This is a genomic window from Aestuariirhabdus haliotis (genome assembly GCF_023509475.1).
GTDB lineage: Bacteria > Pseudomonadota > Gammaproteobacteria > Pseudomonadales > Aestuariirhabdaceae > Aestuariirhabdus > Aestuariirhabdus haliotis.
Window position 1 is genome coordinate 21,720 of sequence record NZ_JAKSDZ010000010.1, and the last position, 18,615, is coordinate 40,334.

Here is an 18,615-nt window from a genome sequence, read left to right on the forward strand (position 1 = left end):
TGACCTGTATCAAACGCAGCGGGCCCAGAGGCCACTACACTAGTAGCTAGTAGTCTATAGTTTTACCTTTGCTAGTCCCTTTTATTAACCGCTATCAGGAGTGCTCATGAAGTACGCACAGGTGCGCGAAGACCTGCTGAAGAAGCAGGAAGAATTGGAAGATCGTCTTGGCCGTATTGGCAAGCATTTAACCAAACCGGGTAATCAGGATTGGTCTGAGCAGGCGCAGGAACGAGAGAATGATGAGGTTCTTGAAGCCATAGGGCAGGAGGCTGAGTATGAGTTGCGCAGTATCAAGCTGGCGCTGCGTCGTATGGATGAAGATGAGTATGAAGTCTGCGATAGTTGCGGCGAAACCATCCCTGAGGCTCGTCTGGAGGCTATGCCCTATACCCGCCACTGTATTAGTTGCGCGGAGAAACAGCAGGGTTAGCCTTTCCTTTATCTGTTAGAGTATCAAGTCTTGGCGGATTTTAAGCCCTGTCATGGTGACGCTTTCCAAGCGCCGCCATTGGCGGGAACTCAATGGTTGAGGCTTGCTGCATCGCAGGAGGAAGTTGACTATGCAATGGAAAGTGTTTGTTTTGCTTGTTCTGACCCTTGGGTTATCGGGGCAGGTTGCTGCGGCTGACAGCTATCAGATGGAATTTATCCTCCATTACGATGGCAAGCAGGAGCAATACCAGTATCGCAACCGCTTTGATCACCCCTATTCGTCTTTTAGCGGTAAAGAGCTCAGCTATGTGAAAAACGTCGAGACCAGCGTGACCTCTGGAACGGTGGTGACCAACCTGACCTCGGGCAAGGTGGATGACGGATTCCGCGTCAGTTTTACATTAAAAAATCCGGCCTTTAACCTGCGCCAGCTCGCCGAGTTGGAGTACCAGTTTTCTCGCACCCTTTTGATCTCCCTGAAAGAGCAATCCGGAGGTGTTCAGGTACCTGAAACCCGGGTTATGCAAGGCAAGGGGCTGATCAATATCAAGGCGGGCGAGAGCACATTGATACATGAGGATGCGGGCGCTGGCTTTCGGGTCGAAGCGCGTTTTATTCCCCAGGAATAATTTTCCCAGCTCAGCTCAGCACCTGGCTAGCCTGGGCGGTTTTCCATAAGCGCATCAGTTGTTCGATACAGCGTTTTAGGAGCGCCGGAGCCTGTTCCATCGCATTTTCCAGTGTTAAAGCACTATCAACGATACTGTGGATGCTGGAAATGCCTTCGGCGTGTGTTAATTCGGCACCTTGTCCAATTTTTCCCACCACAGCAATGACCGGAATCTTTCGGGGGGCGGCCAGACGGGCGATACCCACAGGCAGCTTGCCTTCCAGTGTCTGGTGGTTGATTTCCCCCTCACCGGTGATGATAAGGTCGTACGCCTCAGAATCGAGTCTGGCTTCCAGTTGCAGGCTGTTAGCAATGATTTGAAAGCCTGGCTGTAAGCTCACACCCTGGATAAGTTCCAGACCCGCTCCGAGCCCTCCAGCGGCCCCGTATCCGGATTGCTGGAAACGTTCGGTGTTGATGTTGTAATCACGACAGGCGATGCGAGCAAAACGTTCAAGCGCTCTCTCCAGATTGTCCATATCCTGAGGTTTGGCACCTTTTTGCGGAGCATAAATGGCGGTAGCGCCGTTAGGGCCAAGCAAAGGGTTGGCAACGTCACAGGCAATGTCGATGGTGACTCCGGATAAGCGTGGATCGAGTCCGCTAAGGTCGATATGTTCCAGTTCCAGAAGGCCTTGGGCACCGGCCGAAACAGGATTGCCCTCGGCATTGGTCAGGCGCGCGCCCAAGGCCGAGAGTGTTCCCGCTCCGGCATCGTGGGTTGCGCTACCGCCTATGCCCAGAATGATATGCTGACAGCCTTGATCCAGCGCATCGCTAATGATTTCACCGGTACCGAAAGTGGTGCAGTGCATAGGATTCCGTTGAGAGGGTGCAACCAGAGGTAATCCGGATGCACTGGCCATCTCGATAATGGCCGTGTTGCCATCGCCCAGGATGCCGTAATGAGCCTTAACGGGAGCACCCGTTGGGCCGCACACTTGCCGTTGGAGCAGGCGACCGCCGGTGTTGGCTATCAGGGCTTCGACGGTGCCTTCACCCCCGTCCGCCAGAGGGCATTGATGAACTTCAGCATCGGGATACTGACTGAGAATGGCTTGTTCGGCAATTGCACAGAATTGTGCGGCGCTGAGCGAACCCTTAAAAGAGTCAGGGGCAAGCAGAACTTTCATAGATAGGGGCCTTGCTAATGATGACCCCTATGTTGTATCAGGATCTGGGCACTAAGGCCATGTTGCCCGGTTGTTCGGGGCTGGCGCCAACTGTCTATGCCGCCTGCATATGGGGGCAGCGTGTGAGAAACAGGTTACCGTCGGGATTGGTCGGGTGGTAGTAGTGCCACCAGATGTTGGCCAATGTATTGGTGTCTCTGGCGTCGACACCATCAAGGTTAGCGCCGCAGCGAAGATAGTTGAACCAGGCGATAGCCGTGGCGTAAGCCAGGTTATAAATCAGCTCCTGATGTGGATTGCACAGGAACTGACGCTGGCTGGCCATCCCCCTGACCAGGCTGGCCTGATCAGGAAAATGGACCAGATAATCATCCCAGACGCGTTGATGAACCTCGGCCGATATTCGATATAGCCCAAGTCCGCCATGGTCGTCACAGAGTTGGTCGCCCAGTTCACTCTCGGCGGCAGCTGTCCCTACCAGTAATTGCAGCGCTGCAGGGCTGAAATTGCCGCATAGCTCAAGAGTAGGCCGGACAACTTGTTCCCCCAGTTGATCAGCATTGATTCCCATCGATTCCCCCCAACATCCAGTTATCGAACATCATAGGTTATTCAGCATGAAGTTAGCTGTTGAATCTAATTTTAGACTTAACAGATAAAGCTAACAGGCTGTTTTATAGGATTTTTATGGGTTTTTGGGAATGATTGGCTATGTCCATAACTAACACTTAGTCGATTTGCTTATTTAAGGCACCTCTGATTAATTCAGATAGATCTCTGCGGATCCTAAAAATGGTTTTTATCAAGGCGAAGCCCGCCGTTCATGTCGAGACCTGGACAAGGGTTTCAACACCGAGAAAATCATTTTTAGAACCGCCCTACGGGGCTTTCAGGCGACCCCAGACTCTTTGTTACGCCTTATTTGAAAGGTCTAGACCTTACTGCCAAGACGTGCCGCGATTCCGGATTCGCCTGAAAGCCAGAGTTCATCTGAATTAATCAGAGTTGCCTTAAGTGTTCAAGAACCCAATATATAGCGCAATCTTGTGGGGCTGATAGCCTAAAAGGCGCATAGGGTATAGGTTGGAATACCGAGATCCTGAAGCTTTTGACTGCCACCAAGATCGGGCAAGTCAATGATAGCGGCAGCTTCATAAATAGTGGCATCAAGCTGCTTGACCAGCGATGCTGCGGCGCAAAGGGTACCGCCGGTAGCTATCAGGTCGTCCAGTAGCAATACTTTGGCAGCGGCAGGGATGGCGTCTTTGTGAACCTCCAGCACCGCTTGACCGTATTCGATATCGTACGCTTCTTCCAGAGTTTCAGCTGGAAGTTTGCCTTGCTTGCGAAAGAGCACCAGGGGTTTGTTGAGCTCGTAGGACAGAACCGAACCGAGCAAAAAGCCACGGGCATCAAGAGCGGCAATATGAGTGATGTCGGTCTCTACATAACGCTGTATAAAGCTGTCGGCAACCATTCTTTGCGCTTTGGGAGATAGGTACAGCGGAGTGATATCGCGAAAGGTAACCCCGGGTTGTGGCCAGTCTGGAATGGGGCGCACGAGGGATTTGATAAAGTACTCGTCAAAAATCATCCGGGATCCTTAAGCGGAATTACAACGATTGAGCGGAATCTTTTGGATTGTCGATCACGCGGCCGCCGGCCAGTGCACACAAGCGTTCGGAATCAATGATGTTGATATCCTTGCCGTTGGCTTCGATCAGGCCATTACGCTGAAAACGGGTGAAAACCCGGCTGACGGTTTCAACGGCAAGCCCCAGATAGTTGCCCATTTCATTGCGAGACATCGACAGGCGAAAGGCGTGGGAAGAGTAGCCGCGGCGTCGGAATCGTGCAGACAGGTTAACCAGGAAGGTTGCGATACGCTCATCGGCGTTCTTCTTGCTGAGCAATAGCATCATCTGTTGGTCGTCGCGAATGCGGCGGCTCATCAGCAGCATTAACTGCTTTTGTAACTTGGGCAGTTTGTCGGAAAGCTCATTGAGGCGTTCAAACGGAATCTCGCAGATCATAGTGGTTTCCATGGCCTGGGAAGAAACCGGGTAGGTGTCGCCATCCATACCGCTTAGACCGAGGATTTCACTGGGTAGCTGAAACCCCGTGATTTGCTCTTCGCCTTCGTTGGTTGAGGTATAGGTTTTCAAAGCCCCGGAACGCACGGCGTAGATTGAGGTGAAGGGATCTCCTTCAAGAAACAGGTGTTCACCCTTTTTTAGTGGGCGGCCCCGCTTGATGATGTCGTCCAGTTGATCAATTTCATCCATCGCCAGGGCAATCGGCAGGCAGAGGGAACTCAGACTACATTCCTTGCAGGCGACATGGTTGACGTGCTTCACGGTGAGTTTAGAGCTCATAGGCGGGGACAAGACCCTTTAATATGTCAGATTATATTCCGACATATTGTAGGGGAAATTACTCACAAAACAAACAGAGCACGCAATGCACTTTTGTGGACAGTGCTCTGGGAGGATTTACTCATAGAACGTTATGCTTGCAAGCCAGGGCTAGATAACCTTCGAAAAGCGTCCCTTGTTGCTTTCCTGGCCCAGATAATGGTCAAACTGCATGCAAATATTGCGAATCAGCAGGCGGCCTCGACCAGTGACCTCGATACCCTGTTCATCGAGGGTGATCAAACCGTCTTCGGCCATGGGTTTTAATTGATCCAGCTCTGCAGCGAAGTAATTCTTGAAGTTGATATCCCAGCGTTGCTCAACCGCAGCAAAATCCAGCTCAAAATGGCAAATGAGTTGGGAAATAACCGCCTGACGAATAAAGTCATCCTTGTTCATGACCAGACCGCGTTTGATGGCAAACTGATGGTTCTCGATGCGGTTCATGTACATCTTGATGTCGGCATGGTTTTGGCTGTAAGCCCCGTTCACCTGACTGATAGATGATACGCCCATGCCGACCAGATCGCAGTGAGCATGGGTAGTGTAGCCCTGGAAGTTACGGTGCAGGGCTCCGGACTCCTGGGCGATTGCCAGCTCATCGTCCGGACGCGCGAAATGATCCATACCAATATAGACATAACCGGCGTCCAGCAAGCGTTCGGTGGTGCTTTGCATGATCGCCAGTTTTTCCGCAGAAGAGGGTAAATCCTCCGCATTGATGCGGCGCTGGGGCATAAACCGCTCTGGCAGGTGGGCGTAATTGAACACCGATAGACGATCCGGGGCGATCTCGATGACCCGCTCTAGAGTCGTCATAAAGCTCGCTTCGCTTTGAAAGGGCAAACCGTAGATTAAATCGATATTGATCGACTGAAACTGAAGCGTGCGTGCGGCGTCAATGATGGCCATGGTGTCGGCTTCGGATTGTTCGCGATTGACTGCCTTTTGCACTTTGGGATCCAGGTCCTGCACGCCCAGGCTGCAGCGATTGAAACCCATTTCACGCAGTGCATTCATGGTCGCCCAATCCGCTTCGCGAGGGTCAATCTCGATGGAAAAGTCACCCTCGGTTTCGTCTACCAGGTTGAAGTGTTGGCGCGTTTTCTTCATTAACGCCTGCATCTGCTCGATGCTGAGGAAGGTGGGGGTGCCGCCGCCCCAATGGAGTTGTTCGACGCGTTGTTCGGTACTGAAAAGTTCGGCCTGCATTTCGATTTCTCGATGCAGTAACTCTAGGTAGGGAAGCGCCTTGCTACGATCTTTGGTGATAACTTTGTTGCAGCCACAGTAGTAGCAAACATGGGTACAAAAAGGCAGGTGGAAGTAGAGTGACAGAGGGGTGTTCTTGGTGACACTTTCGCGCGCAGCCTGGCGATATTCATCAATACTGAAAAGTTCGTGAAACTGCACCGCGGTTGGATAAGAGGTGTAACGAGGCCCGGCACCTTCGTAGCGCTTGATCAGTTCGATATCCCAAACCAGCTTGTTACTGCTCATTGAATGCTCACTTCCATTTGTTGATGTTGGGGCGCATGAAGAGGAGGCTCAACACACAGCCAATCAGACCCACAGTTTAGTCGTAGCGGGTATGGAATGTGTTGATTCCCATCAAGCGCGGACCGACAATTGATGAAACAGCTGCATTAACCACTGCTGATGGGGGCCGGGTAGCGTCCAGAGACCGAACAGGATAACCAATACACCCGCCAGGCTACGGGTGGTCGGGTTTTGCATAAAGGCGGTCAACCGAGAGGATACCAGACTGGCAGTAACCAGCAGCGGTAAGGTACCCAGACCAAAAGCCAGCATCAGCAGGGCCGAATTGAGCGCGCTGCCCTGGGTTGCCGTCCAGATCAGGGTGCTGTATACCAGGCCACAGGGTAGCCAGCCCCAGAGCGTGCCCAGCAACAGGGCTGAAGAGGGCGATTTTACCGGCAACAGTCGACGCGAATAGGGCTGCAAGGGTTTCCATATCACGCCACCAATTCGCTCGATAGCGACCAGTCCGCGCCACCAGTTGGCCAGATAAAGCCCCATGGCAATGAGTAACAAACCAGCCAGTGTTCGCATGCCAATGATCACTGCACTGCCTTGTTGCTGCAAGGCCCAGCCCAGACTACCCATTAGGGCTCCGGCCAGGGTATAGCTGGCAATGCGGCCCAGGTGGTAGCCCAGTACAATGGGTAACAGCGCTTGCTTATTGCCTGAGGGGAGTCCCGAAGAAAGCGCGGCCATAATGCCCCCGCACATTCCAACGCAATGAGCACCGCCAAACAGGCCCAGTGTGAACGCAGTGAACAGCAGTGAAACATCAACCATGAGGCTTATCGGAGTCTGAGTCAGCTGTGATTCGATCGGTTGGAGCCGCCGGATCGGTACTGCTGGGCGATCCGGCTGTGTCGTTGCTCTGCGGAGTCTCTGGAGAGCGGGGGGTAGGCTCTTCATCAAACAAAATGCTATGGGCCGGACCTTCGAGGTCGTCGAACTGACCGTCATCGACTGCCCAGAAAAAGATCCATACGCCGATTGCTACAAACAGCAGGGCGATCGGTATGAGTAGGTAGATCGATTCCACAGTTTACTCCGTACTGCGTTACAGGCTTTTGCTGGCAGGGCGGCGTCCAAGGCGCAGGGCATTGCCGACCACCACCAGAGAACTGCTTGCCATACCGATAGCCGCCATCCAGGGCGCCAGAAATCCACTGGCTGCCAGAGGTAGGGCAAGCAGATTATATCCCAATGCCCAGGCAATGTTTTCACGAATGATGGTGCGGGTTTTGGCCGCAATATCCAGGGCGTCCGTCAGTTGGTTCAAATCGCCCGAGAGTAACACCATGTCGGCATTGGTTTTTGCCAGATCCGAAGCGCTGCCCATGGCAACTGAAATATTGGCGGCTGCCAGCACCGGTACGTCGTTGATGCCATCACCCACCATCAGAACCTGTGCCCCTTGTTGCTGCAGGGATTGTAAGCGTTCCAGTTTGATATCCGGGGTCGCGGCAGCCATGGCGGAATCGATGCCCAGGCGCTTGGCCATGGCATTTACGACGGTTACTGCATCACCACTCAATAGCTCGACCTGATAGCCTTTTTGTTGCAGAGTTGCGATGGTTGCTGCCGCTTCGGATCTGAGTTGATCATCCAAGCGAAACCAACACAAAGGCTCGTTATTGCCTGTCAGTAAAATCCACTGGCCTTCAGGTCGGGGTGGTGCGGGCAGCGGGTTCTGGCCGCAGGCAAATGAGGGTTTACCCAAACGATAGCGTTGTCCGCCGATAACCCCTTCAACCCCTTCACCGGTCACATGCCGCAGTTGCTCGGCAGCTTCGATGCCATTTTGGTGGAAAACCCGTGCGATGGGGTGTTCTGATTCGGCTTCGAGCCGGGCGGCAAGTGTTAAACCCTGATCTACGTCGAAGTCGTTGAGGCTGACAACCTCTTCGAGGCTGAGCTTGCCCTGGGTAAGGGTGCCTGTCTTATCAAACAGGATATGGGTTACCCCGTTGAGGGCTTCAAAAACGTGTCCGCGGGTAACCAGTAAACCCTGGCTATGGAGAAAGCCCGTAGCGGTAGTCAGTGCGGTAGGCGTAGCCAGCGAGAGGGCACAAGGGCAGGTGACGACCAGCACTGACAGGGTGATCCAGAATGCATCGTCGGGGCGTTCCAGGTACCAGAACGAGAATACGCTGCCAGCGGTCAGCAAAACAGCGGCTACGAACCAGCTGGCGACCTGGTCAGCAAGTTTTGCCGCCTTGGGCTTTTCCTGCTGGGCGCGATCGAGCAGGCGGACAATGGCCGACAAGCGGGTTTCGGTACCGATATCGGTAATTTCAATCATCAGGCTGTTTTCAATATTGGCACTTCCCGCTATCAGGTTGTCACCCGGGGTTTTGCGGATGGGCATATATTCGCCGGTCAGTGCCGATTCGTCGACGCTGCTATCACCCTTTAGCACCAGGCCGTCGGCCGGGACGTTCTGCCCCGGGCCAACCCGTACCCGATCTCCCACGGCCAGCTCGGTAATGGAGATCCTCTCTTCAACCTCGGCGCCTTCCTCATTCGTCACAAGTCGAATGGCACTGGCCGGCAGCAAACTGAGTAAGGCATTGCCACTTCGATTGGTGCGATGGCGTGCACGCATCTCCAGGAATCGTCCGAGCAGCAACAGGAAGGTAAACATGCAGACGGAGTCGAAGTAGACTTCGCCGCTGCTAAAAAACATCGCCCAGCTACTGGCGATATAGGCGCCGCCAATGGCGATGGAAACTGGTACATCCATACTCAGGTGGCGGGTTTTGATATCCCGCCAGGTGGCTTCGAAGAAGGGACGGGCGGCATAAAAGACGACGGGTGTGGCGACCAGGAAACTGACCCAACGTAGGAAATCCCGGTGCTCGGTTTCCATGCCCTGTATAGCGCCGGCATAGAGCGCAATGGCATACATCATCACTTGCATCATGCCGATGCCACTGACCGCGAGTCGGCGAATGGCAAGGCGATTTTCGCGGCTGGCGATCTCATCCTGCTGACTGGGCAAGTAGGGGTGTGGTCGATAGCCGATGCTGGCGATACGTTCCAGGATATCGCTTAGCAGCAGCTGGCCTGGGCGCCAGCGAATATTGGCTTGATGGGTACTCAGGTTAACCGAGGCGGACTCAACCTCGCTAAATCGGCTCAATTGTTGTTCCAGCAGCCAGGTGCAGGCGGCGCAGGTGATCCCTTCGATAATCAGGGTGGCTTGCAGGGTGCCATCGGAATGGTTGTGCACAAAGCCCTGCTGCAAGGCAGGTTGATCGTAGAGTTTCAGTTCTGCCCGGTACTCATCCGCGACAGGTTCAGGAGTCACTGCTACGTTGGAGCGAAAGCGGTAATAGTTACCCAGGCCGCCCTGGTCGATGGCTTCTGCCACCACCTTGCAGCCCATACAGCACATAGGGTGGGATACGCCGGCAATGGTTGCCTCAAACGGCACGCTGCCGCGCATCACTTCGCCGCAGTGGTAGCAGGCCGTAGACTGATCAGTCATTGTTATCAGGGGCCGGTATAACCAATTTGGATATCTGTATTACCGTCGAAGTTGTGCTGGCCTTCGATTAGCCAGCCTTCCTCAGAGGGCTTGTAGGAAACCTGGTCTTCAATGGTTTCCAGGTGCAGATAGCGACGGCCACTCAGTTCACGCTCAAGTTGTCCGGTATAACGACCGGCCGAAACCTGCTTCACATCGATGATCTGGTCCTGCTTGGCCTGGGTTGGAGAGAGGAAACTCAGGCGAAGCGAGGGGGGGAGTTGTTCACCACGGCTGCGCAGCTGCAGGCTGACTTCACCGGTCAGTTGATCAACCTTGAGGTCGGCGCCAATCTGCAAGGTCTCGGCGCGTTGGTTACGAGCAATCACCTGATTAATGGCTTTGCCGCTTTTGTAATACTCGTCTTTGACCAGGCTGTCCTGGTTCGTGAAAGCCACGATGAGCATGGTGGTGCCCAGGCATACGGAAGCCATAGGGATGCCAAACACAAACCAGAACCAGCCCTGGCGATACCAGGGCGCTACAGGTTCGTCAGATTGTTGGGTTGAATAAGCGCTCATGGATAATGACTCATACTTTGTTACTACGTGAAGGATTGGCGATTGTACGGTTTACAGGTCGGTAGGACCAATAAATCGGCTGTCATGTACTCCAGTGACGCTGCTGTCGTCGGTGGAAATCACGGTGAACTCAATATCACTGGAACGTTTTGTGATATTAGCCGGGTCAACTTCCAGACGAACCGGAATAGAGGCGACATCCCCGGAGCGCACCAGAACCACTTCGTCACCCTGGTAATTAAGCCCTTTGAGGCCGCTAGCAGAAATTTTGAAATGGTGATCACGACCATCCATATTAGCAACCTTCAGGGTGTAAACGTTCTCAATCATGCCCTGACTGGTTTCGTTATACAGGCTATTGCGGTCTCGAAGCACCTCCATCGAAAGCGGTACGCGAGTATTCAGGGTGTAAATAACGATGCCAATCATGACCAGCAGCACGGCCAGATAACCCAACAGGCGAGGTCGCAGGATATTGGTTTTGCCGCCTTCCAGGTTGTGTTCCGTGGTGTAACTGACCAACCCTTTGGGGTAGTCCATTTTATCCATGATTTCATCGCAGGCGTCGATACAGGCCGCACAACCGATGCATTCGTACTGTAGACCATCACGAATATCGATGCCGACCGGGCAGACGTGCACGCAGACCTTGCAGTCGATGCAATCTCCTAGCCCCTGTTCTTTGTAATTAGTGTCCTTTCGACGAGGGCCTCGGCTTTCACCACGTTTGGGATCATAGGAAACAATCAGGGTGTCCTGGTCAAACATAACCGCCTGAAAACGAGCATAGGGACACATGTAAATGCAGACCTGTTCCCGCAAAAAGCCTGCATTGGCGTAGGTGGCGACCGTAAAGAAGAGAATCCAAAAGGCAGCCCAGGGCCCAATTTCAAACGCCAGTAAGCTGGGAACCAGCTCGCGTATCGGAGTGAAGTAACCCACGAAGGTGACACCGGTGGCAAAGGCAACCACAAACCAGATGCCATGTTTAGCGGCTTTACGCAGAAATTTTTCGACACTCATGGGTTGTTGGTCGAGTTTGATGCGGCGGTTACGCTCGCCTTCTGTAACCCGCTCGGCCCACATATAAACCCAGGTGTAAACGCTCTGGGGGCAGGTGTATCCGCACCAGACGCGGCCGGCTAGCACGGTAATAAAGAATAATCCCATGGCGCAGATAATGAGTAACCAGGACAGCAGCATGAAATCCTGGGGCCAGAAGGTGGTGCCAAACATATGGAATTTACGGGCCGGAAGGTCCCATAGGACAACTTGCTGACCGTCCCAGTTAATCCAGGCAAAGCCAAAATAAAGGATAAACAGAAACCATCCACCGGCCATTCGCAGGGTTCGGTAGATCCCTTTGAAAGAGCGGGTGTAGATCTGCTCTCGGCTTTGGTATAGGTCGACGACTTCGATGGATTCTACAGGGCTGCTACCAGTTTCCTTGGGATCTACGGGTGTGTTCATGTTGCATCCAGGCGGTAAGATCAAAAAAATCCGGCAAGCTGAGTCCAGCGAGGAGGAGTGGCCGGTTTTCCATAAAGCTGGCAGTCAGCGCTATGGAAAACCGGCTGCCCGGGAGGGCAGCCGGGTATAGCGTTACTTATTCGACAGGCTGTAGATGTAAGCTGAGACAAGGTGGACCTTGTCTTCACCCAGAATGTCATTCCAGGCAGGCATTACGCCGTTACGGCCGTTACGAATGGTGTAAGCCACACGAGCAGGTGATGAACCATAGAGCCAGATGTTGTCGGCCAGGTTAGGCGCACCCAGCGCCAGATTACCTTCACCGGCAGCACCGTGACAGGCGGCACAGGTTGCATCGAATACGACCTTGCCTGCGGCTAGCTGAGCGGCATCGGCATTTTGCTCGAGACCGCTCATGGAGCGAACGTAGGCGGTGACATCGGTCACGCCCTTGTCACCAATCACGGCCCCCCAGGCTGGCATCTGGCCCTTACGTCCCTCAGCGATACTGGTTTTAATGGCATCGGCGCTGCCGCCATATAACCAGGAACCATCGGTCAGGTTAGGGAAGCCAAAGGCACCACGGGCATCGGAGCCATGGCACAGGGCGCAGTTGTTGGCAAAAATGCGCTGCCCCATCTGCAAGGCCTGCTCGTCTTTTGCCACATCTTCAACGGAAAGGGCGCTGAACTTGGCATAGATCGGGCCATATTCTTTCTCGGCTTGCGCCATCTCTTCTTCGTATTGGCCGATCTGGGTCCAGCCACCGATACCGGGGAAATTACCCATGCCTGGGTAGTAGATGAGGTAGACAACACCAAAAATCAGGGTGCCGACAAACATCTTGAACCACCAGCCTGGCAGGGGGTTGTCGTATTCCTCGATACCGTCGTAACTGTGACCCGTTGTTTTACCGCCACCCAGGGTTGTGGTGCGGTTGGCAAACAGAATCCAGGTGATCAGTCCGACGCACGTGGTGGTCAGGATGATGATCCACCAACTCCAAAAGCTATCCATTATTCTTCTCCTGATCAGAGTTTTCTAACGAGTCCGGGTCGTCTGCGAAGGGCAGGTTAGCCGCTTCGTCAAAGTCTTTTTTCTTGCTGGAGCTGTACGCCCAAAGGACAACGCCGATGAACGCAAGCAGCGCGAAAACAGTAGCCAGACCTCGTAATGTATTGATATCCACTGTGATTACCGCTTCTGAGAAATGACGGTGCCGAGGTTCTGCAGATAAGCAACCAGTGCATCCAGCTCGGTTTTGCCGCGAACGGCATCGCTGGCGCCTGCTATATCCTCATCGGTATAGGGAACGCCTACGGTACGCAGAGCTTCCATCTTGGCGGCGGTGTACTTGCCGGTGAGTTTGTTCTCAGCCAGGAAAGAGTACGCCGGCATGATGGAGGTCGGGACCACATCACGGGGGTTGATCAGGTGCGCACGGTGCCAGTCATCGGAATAACGCTGTCCAACACGAGCCAGATCAGGACCGGTACGCTTGGAGCCCCACAGGAAGGGGTGCTCGTAAACGCTTTCACCGGCAACCGAATAATGGCCGTAACGCTCGGTTTCTGCACGGAAAGGGCGAATCATCTGTGAGTGGCAGCCGACGCAGCCTTCACGGATATAGATATCGCGACCTTCCAGTTGCAATGCATTGTGAGGCTCAAGGCCCTCAACAGGCTCGGTAGTCTCTGCCTGAAAGAACAGAGGTACGATCTCAACCAGGGCGCCAAAGCTGATGGCGATGATGGTAAAGAAGATCATCAAGCCGATATTTTTTTCGACAATTTCGTGATTCATGATTCTGTTCCCCTTAGGCCATCTGCGCCGCAGCGTTCGCTTTAACCGGATCGGCGTTACGGACGGTGGCCCAGGTGTTATAAGCCATCAGAAGCATGCCCAGCAGGAAGAAAGCACCGCCGATCGCACGGACGATGTAACCAAATTCACTGGCCTGAACTGATTCGATAAAGCTGTAAGTCAAGGTGCCGTCGGTATTTACTGCGCGCCACATCAGGCCCTGAGTAATACCGTTTACCCACATGGAAGCGATGTACAGAACGGTACCGATGGTCGCCAGCCAGAAATGGGTATTGATCAAGGATACGCTGGCCATCTCATCTTTACCCCAGAGTTTGGGGATCAGGTGATAGAGGCAGCCGATCGATACCATGGCAACCCAGCCCAAGGCACCGGCGTGTACGTGACCAATGGTCCAGTCGGTGTAGTGGGAGAGGGCGTTGACGGTCTTGATGGCCATCATTGGGCCTTCAAATGTCGACATACCGTAGAAGGAGAGTGATACCACCAGGAAGCGCAATACCGGGTCGGTGCGCAGCTTATGCCAGGCGCCACTCAGGGTCATCATTCCGTTGATCATGCCACCCCAGGACGGTGCCAGCAGGATCAGCGACATCACCATGCCCAGGCTCTGAGCCCAATCCGGGAGAGCGGTGTAGTGCAGGTGGTGAGGGCCAGCCCAGATGTAGATAGCAACCAGAGCCCAGAAATGCACGATAGACAAACGGTAAGAGTAAACAGGGCGACCTGCTTGCTTGGGTACGAAGTAGTACATCATGCCCAGGAAACCGGCGGTCAGGAAGAAACCTACCGCGTTGTGTCCATACCACCACTGAATCATGGCGTCTTGAGCACCCGCGTAAACAGAGTAGGACTTCCACATGTTAACCGGAATGGCCATGTTGTTAACAATATGAAGCACGGCGACGGTGACAATAAAGCCGCCGAAGAACCAGTTGGCAACATAGATGTGCTTGCCCTGACGCTTCATGATGGTGCCGAAGAAGACAATCGCGTAGGAGACCCAAACAATGGCGATGGCAATGCCAATAGGCCATTCCAGTTCGGCGTACTCTTTGGAGGTTGTCAGGCCCTGAGGCAGGGTGATAACAGCAGCAACGATGATTGCTTGCCAGCCCCAGAAAGTGAAAGCGGCCAGACTGTCAGAAAACAGTCGAGCTCGACAAGTACGCTGCACGACGTAGTACGACGTAGCGAAGAGGGCACTACCACCAAAGGCAAAAATAACGGCGTTCGTATGAAGCGGACGCAGGCGGCCAAAGGTTAGGTAAGGTTCAAAGTTTAGGTCAGGAAAAACCAACTGGGTAGCGATTAACACTCCCACTGCCATTCCAACGATCCCCCAAATGACCGTCATAATGGCAAACTGGCGTACGACCTTATAGTTATAAAATGAAGTATTGGTTACCGTACTCATCTTTCAGGTTCCATCAGTTGCACGTGCTGTTTTGTCATAACATCAACCCGAACGCGGTCCAAGCGTAGGTGTACGCTCTTTATTTATAATTTTTATTGTGCGGAAGTTGTCCGCTGAGGCTATGACTCTTTGTAAGCAGGCGAAGGTCGAAGAGCTTCGGCCGCTTGGCTCCCTTATAAGGCGGTTCCGATTACCAAGGCAATCGATTCCGGCTGCGGAGGATAAGTGTTGCGCGTGATATATGTCAACAAGCATCCACAGGGCCTTTGTACCAAACCACTCTAGGTTGCTGCTTGATCTAAATCAATCTTTTATGGACTGTGTCGCTCAATGGAAATATAGCAACGGATTAATCGGCTTTTGGCTGAGGTAGCCCGGCTGTGTTCAGGAGTTGCTCATAGTCGGTCAGCACCAGTTTTCGGGCGTCTATATCGATTAAACCTTGCTGTTGGAATTTGCTCAGCGCACGGCTCAGGGTTTCTTTCGGCAATCCCAGGAAGTTGGCGATATCATCACGCCGCATGCTCAGGGTCAGGGTCGGGTAATCGAATCCGCGTCGGCGGGTGCGTTGCTCCAGGTTAATAAAGAAAGCAGCCACGCGTTGGTCGACATTTTTTCTTCCCATGAGTGTGGTAAAGCTGAGCTGGCTGTGGAAGCTCTCCATGCTGAGCATGGTAAAGAGATTGCTGCGCAGTTCCGGTACTTTGTCGGCGTAGTCCATTAAACGTTGATAGGGGATTTCGCAGACATAGCTTTGTTCCAGGGCAATGGCCTTGTATGGGTAATGGCCTACGGCCATGCCGCTGTAACCCACCAGCTCACCGCTAAAACTGAAGCCGCATACCTTTTCTTTGTGCTGCTCATCCGGTAACACCAGCTTGAAGGCACCGGCGCTAATGGCGTAGATGGCATTAAAGGCGTCGCCTTCGCCAAACAAGACCTCTCCTGCAGCAAGTGGCACCCGGCGCTGAAGGAGACCTTCTATCAGGTCAAACTGGTTGCCGGATATTTCGAGTGGATTGCACAGAGGGAACAGGGCGCAGTGTTCGCATTGGACGTACTTGTCCTCTTCTGCTTTGGTGCAGTCTCTTTTGGGGCAACTGGGCTCTGTTGGTTGAGTCATCGGGCGCAAGTCTAGGGTCAAAATGCCATCTTAAAGCAGTCGCAATCTGTCGGCTTTGATAATTATCAACTTTCACCAGAAAGCGAACGGGTTGTTATTGCTACTGCTTGCCTTTGCCTTTGCCTGGCAAGCAGTGCAGTCATTGATTGATTAATTAATGGGAAAGAACGGTGGCTTTCTCTTCAACTTCGAGCATTGGCTTGATGGCTTCCAGTAACTGCCGACGTTGCGGTGAATTTTCCCACATTTGCCAGGACTGGACATTCGCCCAGTTAATGATGACGAGGCGATGATTGGGGTTAGCAACATCTTTCAGCGATTCGCTGGAGATAAAGCCTGGCGCCTGAACAACGCCTGAAATGGTTTTTTTGATGGCTTCTTCGTAGTGTGGGCCAAGGCCTTCTGCTATTACTCGTTCGATGACGACTTTGATCATTGATATTTCCTTACTGATCGCTACTTATGAATTATCTGTCCAGATAATCTCTTTATAACCGAACTGCCTGCTAACGCAAGTACTTACCTTCTGTATTCTGGTGTTTTTCAGGTAATTAGGCCGAAGGTCTTACAGGGCTGTGAATTGATCAGGGCAGGCAGCTGAATCGTTTGGACTCAGGCTTTTGGTTCCGATGGTGGCTCTGGTAAAGTAGCGGCTTTCATTGTTAATGATCAAAGGGAATGCCTTCGATGCCCCACAACCCTACCCATGTATTGGATGCTTGCGGATTACTCTGTCCGGAACCTGTTATGTTGCTGCATAACAAGGTTCGTGAGATGGCATCGGGTGAAGTGTTGGAGGTGATCGCCACAGATCCATCAACCACTCGGGATATTCCAAAATTTTGTAACTTTCTGGATCATGAACTGCTTTCCCAGGAAGAGCGTGATCGCAAATATTTCTACTATATTCGCAAGGGTTAGAGGGTCAGGAGGTTAGGCAGGGTTCCTTGCTATTGAGCTAACTTGCCAGCACTTTATGATGTCGTTGCTGTTTTTCATGTGTTTTCGTGGGTATCAGATGGATGTCTGATTGCGGCGGAAAATACGAAATAAACGCCATCCTAATAAGAGTGCTGCGGTGCTGAGGCCCGTTAATAACCCGATCCAAAACCCTGCAGGCCCCATAGCCCTGGTGATATGGTCGGTTAACCCCAGGGTGTAGCCCAAGGGCAGGGCGATGACCCAATACGCGATCAGGACGATCAGCATCGGCATTCGAGTGTCTTTGTAGCCTCTCAGGCTGCTGGCTGCGGCTACCTGCAGAGCATCCGGTACTTGATACAAGGCCGCGAACAGCAATAAATAGGAGGCAATTTCTATTACGCCATTATTGTCCGTATACAGCGACACAATCTGCAACGGAAACAGTATTAGCAGGATGGCGGTTGTTGCTGAAAGCAGGGTGTTAAAGCCCAGGCCCGTCAGGGAGGCTATTTGGGCACGGTAATAGTTGCCGGCCCCCACTTCATAACCTACCCGGATCGTCATGGCCAGGCCGACGCTGAGCGGTAGCATATAGGTGATCGAAGATACGTTGAGTGCGATCTGGTGCCCGGCAATGATTTCAGTTGGCAGTCGGCCAATGAGTAATGCGATTACGGAGAAAATGCTGGCTTCGACAAAAATGGTGATGCCGATAGGGGCGCCCAGGCGGGTCAGGGTAAGGATACGATTCAATTGGGGCTTAACGGAACCTTTAAGCAGGCCCAGCGCCCGGTGTCCTTTGTCGAAGGATATGTAACAAATCATGCAGGTGAGCATGGCGGTAGCTGACAATGCGGTAGCATAACCGCAGCCGGCGGCTCCCAGTTCCGGAGCGCCCCACTGGCCATAAATAAACGCGTAATTAGCCGGGATGTTGAGGCCAAAACCGACGAAAGCGAAGATCATTCCTGGTTTGGTTTGGGAACGGCCTTCACAGTAGCAGCTTAATGCCAGATAGATGGCCATCATCGGAAAGCCCCAGCTAAAGGCATCTAGATAGCGGCTAGCTTCAACCGCAACAGGCTGGGTAACATCCAGCCACTGAAACGCAAGGTCAGCATTTCTGACCAGCATGACCGCAAGGGCCCCTGCGATAATGGCTATCCATATTGATTGATGCGCTGCAGGTGCAATTTCAGCATGTTTTCCGCCGCCGGCTAACTGCGCCACTGTGGGCACTAATGCCATTAACAGACCCCGCATAAACAGGAAGATGGGTATCCATATACTGTTACCCACTGCCACGGCGGCCAAGGTGGTGGCATTATAGTTACCAGCCATCAGGGTATCGACCAGTCCCATGCCACTGGTGGCAATCTGGGCGGCGATGATCGGGGTGGCTAGGCTGATTAGCTGCTTCAGTTCAATTGAAGCCTGACTGCGCCATGAAGGCTGCATGGGTGAGCTCGTAAAGTTGGAATCGCCGGTTATATTACCTCGACCCGACTCTGGGTGGTATTGTTGCGAATACCTATATAACCATAGCTTGCGGCTTCGGCCGCGCTAACTTAAGCTGCTGCGCCTTCGATGATTCTCTTTAGGAGTGGGGCCGCCCC

At 53.1% G+C, this 18,615-nt stretch carries 20 protein-coding genes; 3 read left to right on the forward strand and 17 right to left on the reverse strand.

The features are described from left to right. Positions 1-106: 106 nt before the first annotated feature. Both MIB40_RS08750 and MIB40_RS08755 read left to right on the forward strand, forming a co-directional pair. Positions 107-433 (forward strand): TraR/DksA family transcriptional regulator, encoded by a 327-nt coding sequence (locus MIB40_RS08750; RefSeq protein ID WP_249693113.1) that lies wholly within the window; start codon positions 107-109, stop codon positions 431-433. 130 nt (positions 434-563) lie between these two features. After that, positions 564-1,064, forward strand: a complete 501-nt coding sequence (locus MIB40_RS08755) for a hypothetical protein (protein WP_249693114.1) — start codon at positions 564-566, stop codon at positions 1,062-1,064. A gap of 10 nt (positions 1,065-1,074) precedes the next feature. On the opposite strand, the gene MIB40_RS08760 is transcribed toward MIB40_RS08755, so the two are convergent. The 16 genes from MIB40_RS08760 to MIB40_RS08835 all read right to left on the reverse strand — a co-directional run bounded on the left by MIB40_RS08760 (position 1,075) and on the right by MIB40_RS08835 (position 16,511). Then, positions 1,075-2,238, reverse strand: a complete 1,164-nt coding sequence (locus tag MIB40_RS08760) for a glycerate kinase (protein WP_249693116.1) — start codon at positions 2,236-2,238, stop codon at positions 1,075-1,077. 94 nt (positions 2,239-2,332) lie between these two features. Continuing rightward, on the reverse strand, positions 2,333-2,809 hold the full coding sequence (locus MIB40_RS08765) for a hypothetical protein (RefSeq protein ID WP_249693118.1): 477 nt from the start codon (positions 2,807-2,809) through the stop codon (positions 2,333-2,335). Between the two features lie 489 nt (positions 2,810-3,298). Further along, positions 3,299-3,832 carry an adenine phosphoribosyltransferase gene (locus tag MIB40_RS08770; protein ID WP_249693120.1) on the reverse strand — a complete coding sequence of 178 codons (534 nt, stop codon included), beginning with the start codon at positions 3,830-3,832 and terminating at the stop codon, positions 3,299-3,301. A 19-nt stretch (positions 3,833-3,851) separates the two neighbouring features. Then, positions 3,852-4,613: a fumarate/nitrate reduction transcriptional regulator Fnr gene (gene fnr / locus MIB40_RS08775; RefSeq protein WP_249693122.1), complete on the reverse strand. Its 762-nt coding sequence runs from the start codon at positions 4,611-4,613 to the stop codon at positions 3,852-3,854. Positions 4,614-4,763: 150 nt separating this feature from the next. Beyond that, a complete protein-coding gene (gene hemN, locus MIB40_RS08780; RefSeq protein WP_249693124.1) occupies positions 4,764-6,152 on the reverse strand; it encodes an oxygen-independent coproporphyrinogen III oxidase in 1,389 nt (462 codons plus the stop codon). Positions 6,153-6,263: 111 nt separating this feature from the next. After that, positions 6,264-6,974 (reverse strand): sulfite exporter TauE/SafE family protein, encoded by a 711-nt coding sequence (locus tag MIB40_RS08785; RefSeq protein ID WP_249693126.1) that lies wholly within the window; start codon positions 6,972-6,974, stop codon positions 6,264-6,266. Then, positions 6,967-7,230: a cbb3-type cytochrome oxidase assembly protein CcoS gene (gene ccoS / locus MIB40_RS08790; RefSeq protein ID WP_249693128.1), complete on the reverse strand. Its 264-nt coding sequence runs from the start codon at positions 7,228-7,230 to the stop codon at positions 6,967-6,969. Before ccoS ends, MIB40_RS08785 begins: the two co-directional genes overlap by 8 nt. An 18-nt stretch (positions 7,231-7,248) precedes the next feature. After that, positions 7,249-9,681, reverse strand: a complete 2,433-nt coding sequence (locus MIB40_RS08795; protein ID WP_249693130.1) for a heavy metal translocating P-type ATPase — start codon at positions 9,679-9,681, stop codon at positions 7,249-7,251. A 5-nt stretch (positions 9,682-9,686) separates the two neighbouring features. Next, entirely contained in the window at positions 9,687-10,241 is a 555-nt protein-coding gene (locus tag MIB40_RS08800) for a FixH family protein (RefSeq protein WP_249693132.1), read from the reverse strand. A 51-nt stretch (positions 10,242-10,292) separates the two neighbouring features. Further along, positions 10,293-11,711 (reverse strand): cytochrome c oxidase accessory protein CcoG, encoded by a 1,419-nt coding sequence (gene ccoG, locus MIB40_RS08805; protein WP_249693134.1) that lies wholly within the window; start codon positions 11,709-11,711, stop codon positions 10,293-10,295. Positions 11,712-11,843: 132 nt separating this feature from the next. Further along, positions 11,844-12,728, reverse strand: coding sequence for a cytochrome-c oxidase, cbb3-type subunit III (ccoP, locus tag MIB40_RS08810; protein ID WP_249693136.1), 885 nt, complete (start codon positions 12,726-12,728; stop codon positions 11,844-11,846). Then, entirely contained in the window at positions 12,721-12,900 is a 180-nt protein-coding gene (locus tag MIB40_RS08815; RefSeq protein ID WP_249693137.1) for a cbb3-type cytochrome oxidase subunit 3, read from the reverse strand. The genes ccoP and MIB40_RS08815 overlap by 8 nt, the downstream gene beginning before the upstream one ends. A 5-nt stretch (positions 12,901-12,905) precedes the next feature. After that, positions 12,906-13,514 (reverse strand): cytochrome-c oxidase, cbb3-type subunit II, encoded by a 609-nt coding sequence (ccoO, locus tag MIB40_RS08820; protein WP_249693138.1) that lies wholly within the window; start codon positions 13,512-13,514, stop codon positions 12,906-12,908. Positions 13,515-13,527: 13 nt separating this feature from the next. Further along, positions 13,528-14,952: a cytochrome-c oxidase, cbb3-type subunit I gene (gene ccoN, locus MIB40_RS08825; protein ID WP_249693139.1), complete on the reverse strand. Its 1,425-nt coding sequence runs from the start codon at positions 14,950-14,952 to the stop codon at positions 13,528-13,530. A 349-nt stretch (positions 14,953-15,301) separates the two neighbouring features. Continuing rightward, positions 15,302-16,075 carry a helix-turn-helix domain-containing protein gene (locus MIB40_RS08830; RefSeq protein WP_249693143.1) on the reverse strand — a complete coding sequence of 258 codons (774 nt, stop codon included), beginning with the start codon at positions 16,073-16,075 and terminating at the stop codon, positions 15,302-15,304. A 154-nt stretch (positions 16,076-16,229) separates the two neighbouring features. After that, positions 16,230-16,511, reverse strand: coding sequence for an antibiotic biosynthesis monooxygenase family protein (locus MIB40_RS08835; protein ID WP_249693145.1), 282 nt, complete (start codon positions 16,509-16,511; stop codon positions 16,230-16,232). Between the two features lie 251 nt (positions 16,512-16,762). On the opposite strand from MIB40_RS08835, the gene tusA reads away from it, so the two are divergent. Then, positions 16,763-16,996 (forward strand): sulfurtransferase TusA, encoded by a 234-nt coding sequence (gene tusA / locus MIB40_RS08840; protein WP_249693148.1) that lies wholly within the window; start codon positions 16,763-16,765, stop codon positions 16,994-16,996. 93 nt (positions 16,997-17,089) lie between these two features. On the opposite strand, the gene MIB40_RS08845 is transcribed toward tusA, so the two are convergent. After that, the gene (locus MIB40_RS08845) at positions 17,090-18,457 is read right to left on the reverse strand and encodes an MATE family efflux transporter (RefSeq protein WP_249693150.1); all 1,368 of its coding nucleotides are present in this window, start codon (positions 18,455-18,457) and stop codon (positions 17,090-17,092) included. Positions 18,458-18,615: the final 158 nt, after the last annotated feature.